The organism is Segatella cerevisiae, from assembly GCF_024054555.1.
Lineage (GTDB): Bacteria > Bacteroidota > Bacteroidia > Bacteroidales > Bacteroidaceae > Prevotella > Prevotella cerevisiae.
On the sequence record NZ_JAMXLY010000005.1, the window covers coordinates 75,392 to 94,064 of the forward strand.

The following is an 18,673-nucleotide window of genomic DNA, read 5'->3' on the forward strand; positions in this document are numbered from 1 at the left end:
TACTCCAAGTTTACTGAAACCTGCAGAGCACTGCCTGTCAAGGGATCACCTTATAGCGGATTCTGAAAGAACGCTTCATGCCGTCCCAATTTGTTCCCAGCAAGACAAAGCGTCCTATCTGGGAAGTGGAGCGGACATGCTTGCCGAGGCAAGGACAGACATCATAATCCCCTATACGGACCAGGCGTATCATCTCGTGTGCGTCTTCCGGCAGCGAGTCGAGTTTCACACCTTCAGGAATATGTTCACGGTCCACCAACTCATACCTGACGACCAAGTCAGCCTGGATCAGGCGGTTCATCTCATCTTCTATCCATTTGATATCCTGTCGTGAAGGCTGGTGGTCCAGAATATAACTGATCTTGCTTTTCTTCCTCTCGATGTGGGCATCATGACTTCGCCCGCAGCCAAACTTACGTATCATCAACTGATTGAGCAAATGCTCTGCTGTGTGAGCTGGCGGAAATTCTTCCTTGTGATGCTCATTGAGAGCAAATCCTCTGTCATCCATATTTAAATTGAATTTATAGACACGGCCATTATAGGGTTCTATCGTCATCGGGTACTCGCCATCCTTCAACAAGTCCATCGTGTATATATCCCCTGAGAAAAGATCGGTTGCCGTAACCCGCTTCTCGGGAAGATGTAAATAATCAAAAGCATGTCCGGGTATCTTCACCCTGACATTGACTTCGGCCGAAGAAAAATTCACCACAACGAACAGCACCTCATCCCCGTATTTACGAAGAAAGGCAAATTGTTTCCGGTTGTCGAAATGATCAGAGGCAGGATTGACATACATCAGATCGAACATCTCTCCTTCAGCCACTGCTTTCTCGTGAGCAGCAGTATACAAGATCATGGCATAGGTCACGGACAACTCCCTTTGCTGTGCTGTCAGACCATTGTCATCCTCATAAGCATGGGTCAATGTGGCGGGTGACCAGTAATCGAAGATCGATGTTCTGCCGTCACGGCCGCTATAACCTTCCTCATCCATTCCCCGTTCACCAAACTCCTGTCCGCTATAGACCATAAAGGGATTCTGCTGGAGCAAAGCACTGACGATGACTGCCGGAACAGCCTGCTGTGGGTTGCCACAGAAAAAGTCAGAACCGATACGCTGCTCATCATGGTTCTCAAGGAAATAGAGCATATGCCCCAAGATGTTATTTTTATTCTGCCATTGGACAGTTATATCAGATGCAGGTCTCTCGTTCCTGATCACTGCACGCATGGCATCATACATGCCCACCTTGTCATAGAGGTAATCGAAACCGGCACTAATAAAATAGAGATACAGATCAGGATTGTAAACTTCTCCAATGAAAATGAGTTGGGGAAAACGTTCCTTGACTGACTTTATGGCATAGGCCCAAAAAGCCTCAGGTACCATCTCCGCCATATCACAACGAAAACCGTCAATGCCGGTGCCTGCCCAGAAGAGCAGGATCTGTGTCATCTTATCCCATGTATCGGGAATAGGTTGGAAATGATTGCTCCGCCCATTCGGATCACAGTAGTCGACACCATAATTGAGTTTTACCGTCTCATACCAGTCATTCCCCGAAGGGCATACTTGAAAACAATCATTTCCCGTAGCCTTTGCAGGAAATTCGGAATAAGGTTTCAACGAAGACTCTACAGGGTGAGCCCTGAGAACCTGACTCAGGTCCAGAGGTTGAGCCCCGCAATAATAGAAATTATTACCGGCAGAAAAACATTTGGTGGGGTCGTCATCCTCTCCTAAGTCCTTTACACCAGTTGGTTTGCAGACAGAATGGTATTCGCGGGCGACATGATTAGGTACAAAATCCATAATCACACGCATTCCGGCCTGATGAGTCCGCTCAATCAGAGCTTTCCACTCCTCCATCCGTTTGTCAGGATCATCAGCGAGATCAGGATCGACATCATAATAGTCAGTGATGGCATAAGGAGAACCAGCCTTGCCTTTTACGATCTCAGGGTGCTGACGCGGAATCCCGAAAGGAGAATAGTCTGTGACAGTAGCATGCCGTATCACACCTGTGTACCAGATATGGGTGAACCCCATTCGATGGATACGGTCTAAAACATCTGCAGAGAATGAACTGAATTTACCACAGCCATTCTCTGCTAATGTACCCGATACTGCCCTCGTCGTATTGTGATTGTCGAAGAGACGGGGAAGTACCTGATAAAGGATAATTTTACCCATTAAGCCTCTAGCGCATGAGCATTCACATTTCTGTCGATACGGCCGATCATTCCACGAAGGGTCTTTCCAGGGCCACATTCCACAAATTCATCGGCACCGGCAGCGATCATGTTCTGAACACTCTTTGTCCAACGAACAGGACTAGTCAACTGCGCAATAAGATTCTTCTGGATTTCTTCAGGATCAGTATGAGGCTGGCCGTCTACATTCTGATAAACAGGACAATCAGGAGCAGCGAAATGAGTCTTTTCGATAGCTGCCTGAAGTTCGTCTTTGGCAGGTTGCATCAGTGGGGAATGGAAAGCCCCTCCTACTTTCAGAACGAGTGCACGCTTGGCGCCTGCAGCTTTCAGTTCATCACATGCCGTCTTCACAGCATCGAGATTTCCGGAGATGACCAGTTGTCCGGGGCAGTTGTAATTTGCAGGTACGACCTGATTGCCTTTCACGGACACTTTCTGACAGATTTCCTCGACCTTCTCATCAGGAAGGGCGATGATGGCTGCCATTGTCCCGGGATTAGCATCACAAGCCTTCTGCATCGCATTGGCACGGGCAGCAACAAGTCTGAGACCGTCCTCGAACGACAGAGCTTTGGAATAGACCAAAGCAGAAAACTCACCCAGAGAATGTCCGGCGGTCATAGCAGGTTTCTCACCCTCTCCCAAGCACAATGCTGAAATGACACTATGCAGGAACACAGCAGGTTGAGTGACTTTTGTAGCCTTCAACTGCTCATCTGTACCGGCAAACATGATATCTGTTATCTTGAATCCAAGGATCTCGTCTGCTTGGTCAAACAATTTCTTTGCCAAAGGATACTTATCATACAGGTCTTTACCCATACCCACAAATTGTGAGCCCTGTCCAGGGAAAACAAAAGCTTTCATCTTTTAAAACAATATTATTGAATTGTACTTTTTCTTATTCGCTGCAAAGATACAAAAAAATCCCAATTACCATCACAGGTAACTGGGATTTCATATCAATTGATTGCGATAAAATCACACTCATAGAAAGCAGTCTTACTCAGCTGCAGGAGCTTCTTCCTTCTCAGCTTCTTGAGAGTCTGCTGCTTCAGGTTTTTCTTCTTTTGCAGCAGGTTCTGCCTTTTCGGCCTTCTCTGCCTTAGGAGCTTCAGCACTCTTCTTTTTCGGTGCTGCCTTGGGTGCTTCGTTCTCCTCAGCTGCTACTTCAACAGGGAGTTTGAACTCTACATCCTTGAAGAAATGGATTGTTGCTTCATAACTGCCCACCTTCTTGATGTCATGCATCGTAATGATCTTGCGGTCAATATCGAAGCCCTTCTTGGAAAGTTCATCAGCTACAGTGGCAACATTCACACTACCATAAGTAACTCCTGTAGGACCAACCTTAACGATGATCTTAAGAGAAACGTCTTTCAGAGCTTCAGCCTTCTTTTCAGCTTCAGCCTTCAAGGTTGCGATCTTATCAGCCTGTTGCTTCAAGTCCTCAGCCAGTTGTTTTCTGGCAGATACTGAGGCAATAACAGCTTTTCTTTTCGGAATCAAATAGTTACGTCCGTAACCATCCTTTACTTTAACAATATCGTTCTTATATCCAAGTCCGATAATATCTTCTTTCAGTATAACTTCCATTCTGTTTCCTCCTCTTATTATTTCAACAAATCGGTTACATAAGGAAGCAATGCGATCTGGCGTGCACGCTTAATGGCTTTAGCCAGACGACGCTGATATTTCAACGATGTTCCTGTAATACGACGTGGCAGGATCTTGCCTTGCTCATTCAGGAATTTCTTCAAGAATTTAGGATCCTTATAGTCAATATACTTGATACCACTCTTTTTGAAGCGGCAATACTTTTTCTTCCTTGTATCAATGGAAGGAGCTGTCAAATAACGGATTTCAGATTTATTTTCTGCCATGATTAAGCCTCCTTATTAACTTTACCTAATTTGTTTCTTCTCTTTTCAGCATACAGGATTGCATACTTGTCAAGTTTCACTGTGAGAAAACGGATCACCTTCTCATCACGGCGGAAGCCTGTCTCGAGAGTTTCAACAACTGATGGCTCTGCTTTGAATTCCAACAGGCAATAGAAACCTGTAGATTTCTTCTGAATAGCATAAGCCATTTTTTTCAATCCCCAGGTCTCTTCGTTCAGAATCTCAGCACCATTATCGGTGAGCAGTTTCTTGAATTTAGCGACCGCTTCCTTCATCTGAACATCAGACAAAACGGGAGTTAAAATGAAAACGGTTTCGTATTGATTCATACTACTTAAATAATTAATTAATGATATAAACACTACACTGCATCTGGCTTCCGGTTATCCCGAAAAGTCAAATGCAGTGCAAAAGTACGTCTTTTTTTATTAATGTCCAAATTTTTCTCTTCTTTTATTCTTAGAAGAGCCCGATCTTTACTATAGAATCCTTCATATCAGGCCTATTCAACCTGCAAACCCGGTAAAGACCCATGCCGTTTCAGTTTACTCTGCCTCAGGAACGATCAATTTATACCCTTTGCCATGGATATTGATGATCTCGATCTGATCGTCATCCTTCAGATGCTTCCGGAGTTTGGTAATGTACACGTCCATTGACCGGGCATTGAAATAATTGTCATCGATCCAGATGGTCTTCAGGGCAAAATCGCGCTGCAGGATTTCATTCTCATGAGAGCAGAGAAGAGCCAGCAACTCATTTTCCTTCGTCGTGAGTTTGGTCTGTTTTTCACCGATCGTCAACAACTGCTTTTGAGTGTCGAAAGTAAACTTACCGATATGATACAGCGTAGACTCCTTGTTTTTCTTTCCACGTACACGGCGGAGGATAGCCTCGATACGCAGGACGAGTTCTTCCATTGAGAACGGTTTTGTGATATAGTCATCGGCACCGATCTTAAAGCCTTCCAGAATATCGTCCTTGAGTGTCTTCGCAGTCAAGAAGATGATCGGAATTTCAGAATTAGCCTGACGTATTTCCTGAGCAAGGGTGAATCCGTCTTTCTTAGGCATCATCACATCCAAGACACAGATGTCATACTTATCCTTCAAAAATTCCTTATAGCCAACTTCACCGTCAGGGCAAAGTGTAGCCTGATAACCTTTTGCTTGTAGATATTCACGAAGCAACATGCCGAGGTTCTCATCATCCTCGCAAAGTAAAATCTTGATTTTTTCGTCCATAGTCTAATTTATTTATAAGTATATTAATATCTTCATTATATAGATCAGCCTTATTCAATCTTTCATGGTCGTCAAAGCCGAATCTCTCTTATTTAAGCAATACAAAATCCTATTCATAACCTTTAGTCGTCAGCAATAAACGGGAGTTTAATCGTAAAGGTCGTCCCCTTGCCGTATTGGCTTTCTACATGGATCTCACCCTCGTGAAGATCTACCATCTTCTTCACGTAGGCCAAGCCCAGCCCAAAGCCTTTCACATCATGGATATTGCCGGTATGGACCCTATAGAATTTTTCAAATATCTTTTTCAGATTATCCTTCTTGATTCCCAATCCTGTATCCCGGACAGAAAGGCATACCTTGTTCCCTTCATTCCACGTTCTCAGATAGACATTGAGCGACTCATCGGGTTTGCGGTATTTCACTGCATTATCAAGTAAATTGAATATCACATTCTGGAAATGCATTTCGTCCACATAGATGGTGGAATCCACCGCCTCTATTTCAGTATAGACTTTTCCTCCCGTATGCTCGACTCTCAACGTAAAGGAATTGCCGATCTGTTCGACCATTTCGTTCAGGTCGAGTTTGCGCTTTTTCAAGACCGCTTTCTTCCGGTCATACATGGACATCTGCAGGACCTTCTCCACCAGGAACCGGAGGCGCTTGGACTCGTCATCTACAATCCCCGCCAGATGGGTCATCATCTGAGGACTCTTGATCACACTCTTGTCATTCATCATCTGAGCTGCGAGGGAAATGCTGGCAATAGGCGTTTTCAACTCATGCGTCATATTATTGACAAAATCATTTTTGATTTCGGAATAGCGCTTGGACCGGAAGATAATGCCGATAGTCAAGATAAACGTCACCAGCAGGATCAGGGTGAAGATGATACTCGGGATCATAAATCTGACACTCGAGAAGATATAACTGTTCATCGTCGGGAAATGAACTTTGATGACTCCTATTCCCATACTCGACTGGGGGTCATTCCTGAAAAGCGGTTGGGAATAAGTATACTCCTCCCCTTTCGAGGTATAATCCGGACAACGGTAAACTTCCCGACCGTCAGCAGTCGTGATGACAAAATGATAAGGTATATTGATACCGTTGTTCATCAATTCCGCCTTCAGATCCTGATCCAGAAGTTTGAAATTAATGCGTTCCTTCAACGGTTTGTCGGAAGCGGAATAGAGTAAGGAATAGACGACTTCATCCAGTAATGACTTCTGATAGACATACCTGTTCTTGACGATTTCCTGCAACGATTTCTGAGCTTCCGTGATCGTATTCTGGTCATTTCTCAAAATCATTGCCTTCGGAATCTGCGACGGTTTACGTGAAAGGGTCTTCAATTCAAAAGTAGGATACATCGAACCTTGTCCATTGACAGGGATCTGCTTGTACTGTTGCTGGGAGGAGCCATTCGACTTCCCATTATTGGTCACGGAATCGCGCTTGTGGGCAGCGAGTTCCGTCGCATTGACATCCTTCTCCAGATATTGCAGGGTCTCATTCAACTCCAGATTACGCGAAGCATGATAGAGGGCACGGTTGACAGATTCATCAAACTGCTCCTTCTTCATCTCTGCCATTTCCTCAATATAATTCAATTGCAGGAATAATAAGGCGAGAAATGAAATCCCCATGATAACTGCTATCGTCCAAATTGTCCTCTTCTTCATAGTCGCAAAGATATGTATTTTTCTTAAATTGTTAACACACGTCTGTTAACGATTTCTATGAAATTAAGAGAAGTTAACCATATTTCCATATTTTATTTATATATATATAATTAAGTCATTCTTAATAATGCCAAAAATGTCCTATTCGGGAAAAATCAGGACCTCCCACACCCGTAACCTATCTAAGAAACAGGCCTTTATGAAGACCGGATCAGATGCGCTGAGCATCATCCAGAACTTTTCAGAGATTCGAATTATACCTCGCTCTCTGTTGGTGCTCCGTTTCCCAAAACTCAACTTGCCTGTCTCACAAAGATAAATCCACCTGTTTTACCGAAACAGAAAAAACTGGTGGACTTTTACCGGCAGACACAAAGAAAGAAGGACCAATCCTCACCTATAGAGTTGACGCCCTTCTCCTCTCTTTTACAGTCTCAAATTACGTACATTTGAAACTTGAAAACATACCTACTGTCGACTGGATGCCAATTCTTGGGAATAATCTCTATAAGTGATTCTTCGTGATTCAAGCCTCAACTCCGGGAAGATACTCTGCATGGAATATAGGACATGCTCCGGATACCTTCCACGGATAAGGCAGAGGGCGGTCTTCATTCAATCGCTCTCTTCACCGGACTGTTCAGCTTCATGCTTCTCAATAAGGGCTTTCTGAACATCACTGGGTACAAGTTCATAACTGGCAAACTTGGTCGTAAAACTGGCCCGGCCACCGGTCATGCTACTTAAAGCAATACTGTAGTCAGACAATTCCTTTGCAGGGATCTTTGCCTGGATTTTCTGATAGACGGCCTCACTGTCCATCCCCATAATCATGGCACGGCGTCCCTGCAGATCACTCATCACATCGCCCATAAAAGCAGACGGGACATCAACTTCCAGATCATTGATAGGTTCCAGAATCTTCGGTCCTGCATTCTTGAAAGCTTCAGAAAAAGCATGTCTGGCTGCCAACATGAAAGACAGTTCATTGGAATCTACGGGGTGCATTTTGCCATCGTAGACCACGACCCTGACATCTCTTGCATAACTGCCGGTCAAGGGACCATGCTCCATACAGTCCATAATACCCTTGAGTATGGCAGGCATGAAACGCGCGTCAATGGCACCGCCCACGACAGAATTGATGAAGACGAGTTGTCCTCCCCAGTCCAAGTGGATCACCTGCTTCCCTTTCATGGTCACCTTATAATCCTGCCCCCCGAAATGATAGACGACGGGATCAGGCATCCCCTCTGCATAAGGTTCCACGATCAGGTGTACCTCTCCGAACTGGCCAGCCCCGCCACTCTGTTTCTTATGCCTATAAGTAGCCTTCGCCGGTTTGGTGATCGTCTCACGATACGGGATTTTCGGTTCTTCGAATTTAACTTGTATTTTTTCATTATTCTCCAATCGCCATTTCAATGTCCGCAGATGAAATTCACCCTGGCCATGGACGATCGTCTGACGCAGTTCCTTATTGTTTTCAACGATCCACGTCGGATCCTCCTGAGACATTTTCATCAAGGCCGTCATCATCTTTTCAGTTTCAGCCTGATTGACGGCATGGATGGCCCGGGAATACTTGGGGTTAGGGTACTTGATGAAATTAAAGCGCCAGTCACAGTCCTTCCCGTCAAGTGTATTGCCGGTCTTCACATCCTTCAGTTTCACAGTACATCCGATATCACCGGCTTCCAAGCCCTCCACGGGGATTCGATGAGCCCCTGCGCAAGCATAGATCTGTCCCAAACGCTCCTTGCTGCCACGATCAGCATTAGTCAAGTCATCACCGGGTTTGACGGTTCCGCTCATCACCTTAAAATAACTCACCTCACCGATATGAGGTTCCATTCCGGTCTTGAAGAAATACAAACTCTCCGGACCGGTACTGACAGGTTTGACTTCCTCGCCCCTGGTATTGTGCAGCAAAGGCATTTCACTCACGAAAGGCACGACATGGCCCAGAAATTCCATCAGACGGCGCACACCCATATCTTTCTTGGCGCTCACGCAAAAGATGGGATACATCGAATTAGCCACCAGTCCTTTTCGAATACCTTCACGCATCTCATCCTCTGTGAGCGTCTCACTCTCAAAGAATTTCTCCATCAAAGTATCATCATTCTCGGCAGCAGCTTCTACGAGAGCTTTATGATATTCCATCGCCTTGTCCATCTCTTCCGAAGGGATCTCCTCGATCACCGGTTTTCCGCCTTCAGGTCCCCACGAATATTTCTTCATCAGAAGGACATCTATCAGTGAATTAAAATCAGGTCCGGTATGAAGAGGGTATTGGATGAGGACACATTTAGGACCGTAGAACTCCTTCATATTCGATACGATATCCTCAAAATCACATTTCTCAGAGTCCAATTGATTGATGAGGAAGATCACCGGCTTCTTCAATTTCTGGGCATACTGGAAATTATTCTGAGTCCCTACATCAGGCCATGACTGACCATTGATGAGGATCAGCGCCTCATCGGTCACGTTCAGAGCAGTAATCGTTCCACCGACGAAATCATCACTTCCCGGACAATCAATGATATTGAGTTTTTTGTTATTCCATTCCACATGGAAAACAGTAGGAAACACGGAATAGCCATATTCTAATTCGACAGGAAAATAATCACTCGTCGTATTCTTGTTTTCCACAGAACCGCGGCGCTTGATGACACCAGCCTCATACAACATACTTTCGGCAAGCGTCGTCTTGCCGCTACCTGACGCGCCGATCAGCGAGATGTTTTTGATTTCGTTAGTTTGATATACTCTCATAGCGTTATAGATTTAAATGATAGATTCGACCATGGTACAAAGGGAAACTTCCGCTTTCTGGGCTCTAATTTAATAATTTTATTGCACACCTCAAAAGAATCCCTTCAAAACTATCTGATTTTAAAACATATTAACCTGACCATCTGACAACCTTACTGCCGGAAGATTCGAGCAAAACATCGGACACAATTCCCTTCCCACCAGAGCTTGTCATCAGGAACGAAAAGTTCACCGTGTATTTGAAAGCAGGAGGAATAATGGATCAGTTCTATAAAATAACTAAAAAAACAAATCGATTTACGAAAAACCTTCCGAGAATAGATGAGGGAACAACAAAAAATATGTATCTTTACAACATAATAATTCTATCAATAGCAGATGTCAGGACTTTATATACACATTCCATTTTGTGCCAGCCGGTGTATCTATTGTGGCTTTTACAGTACGACCCTTCTTAGACTCCAGGATGACTATGTGGATGCACTCTGCAAAGAAATGACAATGCGCCAACCTACGGAACCTGTACAGACCGTTTATCTGGGAGGCGGTACCCCGAGTCTTCTGTCAAAGAAAAACCTGGAGAAACTTTTTGCCTGCATCGCTATGGTCTACGGTCACGGTACTGTTCTCGGAAACTTCCAACCGAATAACACTTTCAAAGAAATAACGATCGAATGTAATCCTGATGATGTCACAGAAGAGTTGGCACAAGAACTGATTGCGCTTGGCATCAACCGCGTGAGCATCGGTGCCCAGACCTTTTCTCCCAGACGACTGAAATTCATTCACAGACGTCATACGGCGGAACAGATCAAACAGGCGGTCCGCAACTTGCGCATGGCCGGTTTCAAGAATATCAGCATCGACTTGATGTTCGGTTTCCCCGGAGAGACACTGCAGGAGTGGATAGAAGATATCCGGGAAGCTTTGACCTTGCAGGTAGAACACATTTCTGCCTATTCTCTGATGTACGAAGACAATACTCCCCTCACTCGCCTCCTGAAAGAAGGAAAGATCCACGAAATCAATGATGAATTGAGTCTGGAGATGTACAAGACGCTGATCGAGTTGCTCAATGAGAGCGGGTACGAGCAATACGAGATCAGCAATTTCGCAAAACTGGTCGAGAATCCCCAAAAAGGAGAAGGGAGAAAGACCGATTCTAAAACCAAGAAAATGTCTTCATCTTCAGAGGGAGTTTGGGACAATCGCCCAGTGGTTGCCTCACCCTTCAGAAGTCGCCATAATTCCTCCTATTGGCACGAAATACCCTATATCGGGATCGGGGCCTCTGCCCATTCGTACGATTTGAAATCCAGACAATGGAACATCGCCGACTTGCGACAGTATATTCAAAGCATCCAATCGGGCAAGATTCCCTGTGAGAAAGAGACTCTCGACCTCAACACCCGCTATGATGACCTCATCACGACGGCATTGCGAACACGCGAGGGCATCGACCTGAAAAGGATGGAAGTGGAATACGGCAAAGCGTTGCATGACTTCCTCCTGAAATGTGCCGAACCCTATCTCAAATTACACGATTTGAAAATAACCGATCAACAGCTCTCTCTCACTCGTGGAGGGCTGTATATATCCAATGAGATCATGAGTGACCTGATGCATGTATAAAAGATAATTTTTCATTAAAAGACAAAATCATGTTAGGAAATTTTTACTATCAAAATCCAACTAAACTTTATTTTGGAAAAGATTCCCTGAAGAATCTCAACCAAGAACTGAAACGTTTCGGACATACCGTTATGTTCATTTATGGTGGCGGAAGCATTAAGCGCAACGGCATCTATGACCAGATCATGGAAATTCTGCACCAAGCAGGCAAGAAGGTTGTAGAAGATCCGGGCGTCATGTCCAACCCTACTCTCGATAAACTGCTCGGAGGCATCAAGATAGCCCAAGACAACAATGTCGATTTCATCCTCTCTGTAGGCGGTGGCTCTGTCTGCGACTATTCCAAGGCAGTCGCTGCATCTGTCCATTGTACCGAAGATCCCTGGAAGAAATTCTTCATTGATCAAAAGGACCCGGACGAAGGTCAGAAAATCATCCCTGTAGGCGTCGTGCTGACTATGGCAGGGACAGGATCTGAGATGAATGCCGGCAGCGTAATCACTGATGCGAAAAACAAGTTCAAGGTCGGTCATGTTTTTGACGACCGACTGATGCCCCAGTTCTCCATCCTCGACCCGACCTTCACCTTCACCGTTCCGGAGAACCAGATGAAAGCCGGTATCTTCGACATTATGTCCCATATCATGGAGCAATATTTCTCGGGAGATGACGACAATACCTCCGATTATATCTCAGAGGGTCTGATGCGTGGGTTGATACACGCTTCCCGTATAGCTGTCAAGAATCCCAAAGACTATGAGGCACGCTCGAACATCATGTGGACGGCAACATGGGCTTTGAACTCCTTGATCGGTTGTGCGAAGAAACAAGACTGGGAGGTCCATATGATCGGCCATTCTGTTGGCGCCCAGACACATGCCCCTCACGGTTTTACCTTGGCTGCAGTGTCTCTGCCCTACTATCACCTGGTCATGAAATATGGACTGCCTAAATTCAAACGCTTTGCAGAAAACGTCTGGAATGTTTCTCCCGCCGGCAAGTCAGATCAACAGGTAGCCGAAGAAGGACTGGATGCGTTGAAAACTTGGATGCAGGAAATCGGACTGCCTTTGTCCATCAAAGACTTTGGAGCAACGGAGGATACGATTCCGGGGATCGTCAAAGGCACGATCATCGCAGATGTCGGTTATCACGAACTCACCAAGGATGAATTGGTCGAGATCCTCAAAGAGAGCCTCAACGGAAAATATGTCAAATGATCTCTGAATGAACCTTAACGAAGACAAGGTTCTTCTTACAAGACCTTTCAATAGGACACCAACTATTGGAAGGTCTTTCTTTTTCTTCCCTTTCTCAGGTCTATTTTGAAGGATTCAGCATTGATTATTTTTCCAAAAAACTTTTTTTCATTAACTTTGCAGCCAGATTATAAAAGGTATGCAAAATCAATTTTCAAGAACACAATTGTTATTGGGGAAACCGGCTATCGACACCCTCAACGGTTCACGTGTAGCCGTATTCGGGATCGGCGGTGTAGGCGGTTATGTCACGGAAGTCCTCGCCCGCAGTGGTGTAGGAGAACTGGATCTCTTCGATGATGACCGCATTTGCCTGACGAATGTCAACCGCCAGATTTACGCCCTGCTTTCTACAGTAGGGAAACATAAAGTAGATGTTGCCGAGGAGCGGATTCACGATATCAACAGGAGATGCATCGTGCATAAATACCAGATGTTCTATATGCCTTCCAACGCCGATGATATCGACCTGACGCGTTTTGATTACGTGGTAGACTGCGTAGATACCGTCACCGCAAAACTCGAACTCATCAAGCGCTGCTACGCTCTTCATATTCCTATCCTCTCATGCATGGGAGCAGCTGACAAACTTGATCCGACGGCTTTCAGAGTTGCAGACATCAACAAGACGAAGATGGATCCCCTGGCAAAAGTTGTCCGGAAGAAACTCCGGAAGTTGCATATCCCCCACCTAAAAGTAGTATACAGTGAAGAAGAACCTCTGAAACAGATCGACGACCCGACCATCAGTTGCCGCTTCCATTGCATCTGTCCGAATAAGGATATGAGGAAATGTACCGAACGCAGGGATATTCCTGCAAGCGATGCCTTTGTCCCTGCCGCTGCAGGACTTATCGTAGGCGGAGAGGTGGTGAAAGATCTGGTCAGGGCTGCCCACACTATGCGCATTACCCCTGAGGAGGCTCCCTCTAATCCTTATGCTCAGGCTGCGGCAGAAAAAGCTGCAGAGAAATTGGATAAATACCGTCAGATCTGCCTCGAGAAGAAGAACGGCACATGGGTAGATGATAAAGTCGTTAAAACTCTCGAATCTGCTGGCATCAGATAGACTATTACATCTGCGAAGACTTACGCATCCTATATCCGGAACATCACCCCCCGGATACAGGATGTTTTTTAACCCTTCAACCCGTTTCCACTTACCGGCAAAGTATCCGGTAATCACCGTCCCTCTGTAGTTCTTTTGCAGAGAGATCAAAGACAAGCCGAAAACAAATCCGTTCCCTCTCGTTCCCTCCTCGTTCCCTGTACGTTCCCTCCTCGTTCCCTTTTGGGGCTTTTGGTGGACAAAACGGTTATGTTAATCTGTTGACGTGCGTTATTAGGGTGTAAGGACGTACGTCATTAGGGTCTCATGTCGTACGTATTGACAATGTAAGGACGTACGTGAACAGAACCCCTAAAAGCACTTGAACAGAACCCCTAAAAGCACTTGAACAGAACCCCTAAAAACACTTGAACAGGACCTCAGAAAACTTATTAATGATACCTCATAAAGCTGTGGATAGAGCCTATAGTTGTGCAACAACGAAATGAATGGATAAGTATTTATAAAGTGAATGGACATGCATCTTCAGATGTGAAGAAGTGCACTGACAGAAAAGAAAAGTATCAGGCCATGTCAGACGAAAGTCAAATCATTTTCAATAATTCTATTCCCATATATAATAAGGTAAAAATGGGCAGGACATATGGACAGGATTGGGTACAGAGCATACGGCAATTAACCTTAAAACCGGATGACAGTTTTAAATCTTATATTAGTTGAAAACCTGTTCCTCGATACCCGCTTTCAAGCCATACGCAAGGGCGGAAAAAAGAATAGAGGCCGACTTTCCCAACTCCGCGATCTATTCATGTTTTTCAGTAATGATGCAAAAAACTCTAGGACTGTTTTTTAGGATCATTGCAAAGGCCAGTGCATTTACAGTTCTACAGTATATCAATAATACGGATAAACGATCAATTGGGAGGGTTTAGTCCGCTCCCAATCGATTCCATCTATGGATACCCATCAAGTCAATTACCTATCACTGATAGGCACATACTTCTTCTGTTTCAGAATATTATTATAGGCAGGCCGGATGATGCGGCGGCCTTCAAAATTCAATTCTTCTATACGGTGAGCTGTCCAACCGACAATACGTGCCATCGCAAAGATCGGCGTGTAGATTTCTTCAGGTAACCCCAACATTTCATAAATAAAACCACTGTAAAAGTCGAGATTGGCACAAGCAGGTTTGGTACCTCCACGGTGCTTCATCAGACATTTGATGCCCTCCTGCTCGAGCAACGTGAGGAACTGGTACTCTTCCTCTCGGCCTTTCTCCTTAGCCAGTTCGCCACCGAGTTTCTTCAACTCCACGGCACGCGGGTCACTCTTCGTGTACACCGCATGTCCAATGCCATAGATCAGTCCGGTCTTGTCATAAGCTTCCTTATTCAGCATCCGGGTAAGATAGGTATCAATCTCATCGATATTCGTCCAGTCCTTGATTTGTTCCTTCAGATGATGCAGCATACTGACGACCTTGATATTGGCGCCACCATGCAGAGGACCCTTCAGACTCCCGATGCCGGCTGCAATGGAAGAATAGGTATCCGTTCGGGTAGAGGAAGTGACACGGACAGTAAAGGTAGAGTTGTTACCTCCGCCGTGCTCCGCCTGTAATATCAGGAGCAGATCCAGGATTCTTGCATCCAGATTAGTATAGCCGCCTCCACGAAGCATATAGAGGAAATTCTCTGCGATGCTCAGATTCTCTTTAGGGTGTCGGATGTTCAGGCTCTGACCCTGCACCGAATGCCGGTATATATTATAAGCATAAGCCACGATCGTCGGAAACTTTGCAATGAGTTCGATACTCTGCCTCATCAGGTTATCCCTGGAGATATCATCAGGGTTAGGGTCGAAAGTATACATTTCCAGAACGCAGCGTGCCAAGATATTCATGATGTTGGAACCTTCCAGATCGATGATATGCACGATGGTACGATGGTCCAGCGGCATATTGTCGTTCAAAAGTTCCTTGAAAGCCTCGAGTTCTTCCTTGTCAGGAAGTTCACCGGAAAGGACCAGATAAGCAATCTCCTCAAAACCGAAACGCTTTTCTTTCAACAGCGGGCTGACCAAGTCATCCAACTCATATCCCCGATAGAACAACTTTCCGTCACAGGGACTGAGTTTCCCTTCTGCATCACGGTTATACCCCACGACATTGCCTATATTCGTCAGTCCGACCAGTACACCGGTACCGTCTTCATTACGAAGGCCCCTCTTCACACCGTATTTCTGAAAAGCTTCCTGAGGAATCTTGCAAGAGCTTTTCACCTCATCAGACAACTTGTAGATTAAATATTCTTTTTTCATATCGCTTAGTCTTCCTTCCTTTTAAATCCTTCAATATTTCAATAATGTTTTTCTATCGGGGCAACACCCATATTAGCTTTGGAAGTTTGTCTTTTCATATCTGCCCTCTGTCCCTATAAAAAGTTCTTCATGATTTCTTCCGTTCTTTCAATTTCAACTCATTCAGTGCACTACCCGCCCTGAACCATTCTATCTGTGTTTCATTATAAGTATGATTGGCTTTAAAGCGATCCTCGCTCCCATCAGCGTGCTTCAAGACCACTGTCAGTTGGTGTCCGGGAGCAAGGTCTTTCAGTCCCTCCACAGAGACGCGATCATCTTCCAAAACCTTATCGTAGTCATTCTTGTCTGCAAAAGTCAGAGCCAGCATCCCCTGTTTTTTCAGATTCGTCTCATGTATGCGGGCAAAACTCTTGGCAAGGACAACTTTCACATTCAGGTATCGGGGTTCCATAGCTGCATGTTCCCGACTGGATCCTTCACCATAATTGTCTTCAGCCACTACGATCGAATTCAATCCATGTTGTTTATAGTCGAGTGCCGCAGCCGATACTTCCTTGTATTGCCCGTCCAACTGATCCTTCACACGGTTGCTCTCCCCGTTGAATGCATTCACGGCACCCATCAGCAGGTTCTTCGATATATTCTCCAGATGTCCCCGGTATTTCAGCCAAGGCCCTGCCATAGAGATATGGTCAGTCGTACATTTCCCCTTCGTCTTGATCAATACCGGCATATCCTCATAGTCCTTGCCGTCCCAAGGCGCAAAAGGCTCAAGTTTTTGCAGCCGTTGGGAAGTTGGAGAGATGACGACTTCCACTTTCAACTCACCGCTGACAGGAGGAATGAACAGACCTTCATCTTCCAGTGCCTGAAGCCCTTTCTTCTCAGGTTCCAGATGAGACACAAAACCTTTAGGAGGAAAATCATACCCTTTCGGTTCATCCAATTTGACACTGTTGCCGTCACTGTCAAGCAAGGTATCAGTCATCGGGTTAAAATCCAGTCTGCCTGCTATCGCCAATGCAGTTGCCATCTCCGGGCTGCCTATAAATGCATAAGTATTCGGATTCTGATCTGCCCTCCTGCGGAAATTCCTGTTGAAAGACGTCACTATCGTGTTCTTCCGGTTAGGGTCGTCAGTGTGACGCTTCCATTGTCCGATGCAAGGGCCGCAGGCATTTGCCATGATCACTGCCCCGATCTTCCTGAAATCTTCCAGAAGACCGTCACGCTCTGCCGTGCAACGTATCTGTTCTGAACCGGGGTTGATGATCAACTGTGCCTTTATCGGTACATGCTTTTCCACGGCCTGACGGGCTATGCTGGCAGCACGTGCCAAATCCTGATAACTCGAGTTCGTACAACTCCCGACCAAACCGACCTCCACTTTCATCGGATAGCCGTTAGCCGGTCCTTTGGCTTTCATATGACTGATGGGAGTCGCGGCATCAGGTGTAAAAGGACCATTCAAATAAGGTTCGATCTGACTTAGGTCGATTTCCAAAATCCGGTCATACCACATTTCAGGATCATCTTCCACCTCCTTGTCAGCACGCAAGTGTGCCGCATTCTGCCGCGCCAGCACAGCGACCTCCTGTCTACCCGTACCGCAAAGATATTCGTCAGCATTCTCATCAAAAGGAAACAGGCTACAGGTGGCCCCCAATTCTGCTCCCATATTACAGATCGTCGCCTTTCCCGTAGTAGACAGCGTCTTGACGCCATCTCCGAAATATTCCAAGATCGCGTTGGTTCCGCCCTTGACAGTCAGGATACCAAGGATCTTCAAGATAATGTCTTTAGGAGCAGCCCATCCGGACAGATGTCCCGTCAAATGCACGCCGATCAGTTTTGGCATTCTCAGTTCCCAAGGTTGACCGGTCAGGACATCTACAGCATCAGCACCGCCAACGCCTATGGCAACCATGCCCAATCCTCCGGCATTAGGTGTATGGGAGTCCGTTCCCAGCATCATGCCACCGGGGAAAGCATAATTTTCAAGTACCACTTGATGAATGATGCCGGCTCCGGGAGCCCAAAAACCGATATGATATTTACGGGCAGCAGAATTCAGGAAGTCGTAGACCTCTTTATTCGTCATTCTTGCCGTGGACAAGTCCTGATTGGCGCCGATGTCAGCACGAATCAGATGGTCACAGTGGACAGATGCAGGAACAGCGACGGCAGACTTGCCGGCATTCATAAACTGGAGAAGTGCCATCTGTGCAGTCGCATCCTGCATAGCGACACGATCAGGATGGAAATCCACATATTCTTCACCCCTCTTGTAAGGCCTCAGTTGCCCGAAGTCATAGAGATGGGAATACAGCACTTTTTCGGCATACGTCAAAGGCCGCTGAAGGGACTGCCTGATTTTATTCACTCTGTCAGCATAAGATGCATAAAAACTTCTAATCATCTCGATGTCCAATACCATACTACATCTTTTTAGTTGTGTTCTTTTTGACAAAGATACACAAATATTTCTCAAAAGGCACGTTTTAGTTTCATTATTTTGCAATTTAATACTGTTTCTATATGAAAATTA

At 45.5% G+C, this 18,673-nt stretch carries 13 protein-coding genes; 3 read left to right on the forward strand and 10 right to left on the reverse strand.

The genetic code is table 11. The features are described 5' to 3' along the window. Positions 1-37 precede the first annotated feature (37 nt). The 8 genes from NG821_RS02455 to NG821_RS02490 form a co-directional block, all read right to left on the reverse strand. Positions 38-2,200, reverse strand: coding sequence for an alpha-amylase family glycosyl hydrolase (locus NG821_RS02455; RefSeq protein ID WP_252760070.1), 2,163 nt, complete (start codon positions 2,198-2,200; stop codon positions 38-40). Next, complete coding sequence (gene fabD, locus NG821_RS02460; protein WP_252760071.1) at positions 2,200-3,090, reverse strand: ACP S-malonyltransferase; 891 nt, start codon at positions 3,088-3,090, stop codon at positions 2,200-2,202. Before fabD ends, NG821_RS02455 begins: the two co-directional genes overlap by 1 nt. A 135-nt stretch (positions 3,091-3,225) precedes the next feature. Further along, positions 3,226-3,819, reverse strand: coding sequence for a 50S ribosomal protein L9 (gene rplI / locus NG821_RS02465; protein ID WP_252760072.1), 594 nt, complete (start codon positions 3,817-3,819; stop codon positions 3,226-3,228). A gap of 17 nt (positions 3,820-3,836) precedes the next feature. Further along, positions 3,837-4,106, reverse strand: coding sequence for a 30S ribosomal protein S18 (gene rpsR, locus NG821_RS02470; RefSeq protein ID WP_252760073.1), 270 nt, complete (start codon positions 4,104-4,106; stop codon positions 3,837-3,839). A gap of 2 nt (positions 4,107-4,108) precedes the next feature. Continuing rightward, the gene (rpsF, locus tag NG821_RS02475) at positions 4,109-4,456 is read right to left on the reverse strand and encodes a 30S ribosomal protein S6 (protein WP_252760074.1); all 348 of its coding nucleotides are present in this window, start codon (positions 4,454-4,456) and stop codon (positions 4,109-4,111) included. A 216-nt stretch (positions 4,457-4,672) separates the two neighbouring features. Next, on the reverse strand, positions 4,673-5,371 hold the full coding sequence (gene rprY, locus NG821_RS02480) for a response regulator transcription factor RprY (protein WP_252760075.1): 699 nt from the start codon (positions 5,369-5,371) through the stop codon (positions 4,673-4,675). A gap of 122 nt (positions 5,372-5,493) precedes the next feature. Beyond that, entirely contained in the window at positions 5,494-7,059 is a 1,566-nt protein-coding gene (locus tag NG821_RS02485; protein ID WP_252760076.1) for a sensor histidine kinase, read from the reverse strand. Between the two features lie 615 nt (positions 7,060-7,674). Continuing rightward, on the reverse strand, positions 7,675-9,840 hold the full coding sequence (locus NG821_RS02490; protein WP_252760077.1) for an elongation factor G: 2,166 nt from the start codon (positions 9,838-9,840) through the stop codon (positions 7,675-7,677). A gap of 378 nt (positions 9,841-10,218) precedes the next feature. On the opposite strand from NG821_RS02490, the gene hemW reads away from it, so the two are divergent. From hemW to NG821_RS02505, 3 genes are all read left to right on the forward strand, one after another. Beyond that, positions 10,219-11,472, forward strand: coding sequence for a radical SAM family heme chaperone HemW (gene hemW / locus NG821_RS02495; protein WP_252760078.1), 1,254 nt, complete (start codon positions 10,219-10,221; stop codon positions 11,470-11,472). A gap of 29 nt (positions 11,473-11,501) precedes the next feature. Next, a complete protein-coding gene (locus NG821_RS02500; RefSeq protein ID WP_252760079.1) occupies positions 11,502-12,692 on the forward strand; it encodes an iron-containing alcohol dehydrogenase in 1,191 nt (396 codons plus the stop codon). 178 nt (positions 12,693-12,870) lie between these two features. After that, positions 12,871-13,800: a tRNA threonylcarbamoyladenosine dehydratase gene (locus tag NG821_RS02505; protein ID WP_252760080.1), complete on the forward strand. Its 930-nt coding sequence runs from the start codon at positions 12,871-12,873 to the stop codon at positions 13,798-13,800. 975 nt (positions 13,801-14,775) lie between these two features. Here the strand turns inward: NG821_RS02505 and NG821_RS02510 are convergent. After that, positions 14,776-16,122 carry a citrate/2-methylcitrate synthase gene (locus NG821_RS02510; RefSeq protein ID WP_252760081.1) on the reverse strand — a complete coding sequence of 449 codons (1,347 nt, stop codon included), beginning with the start codon at positions 16,120-16,122 and terminating at the stop codon, positions 14,776-14,778. 127 nt (positions 16,123-16,249) lie between these two features. Then, positions 16,250-18,562 carry an aconitate hydratase gene (locus tag NG821_RS02515; protein WP_252760082.1) on the reverse strand — a complete coding sequence of 771 codons (2,313 nt, stop codon included), beginning with the start codon at positions 18,560-18,562 and terminating at the stop codon, positions 16,250-16,252. Positions 18,563-18,673: the final 111 nt, after the last annotated feature.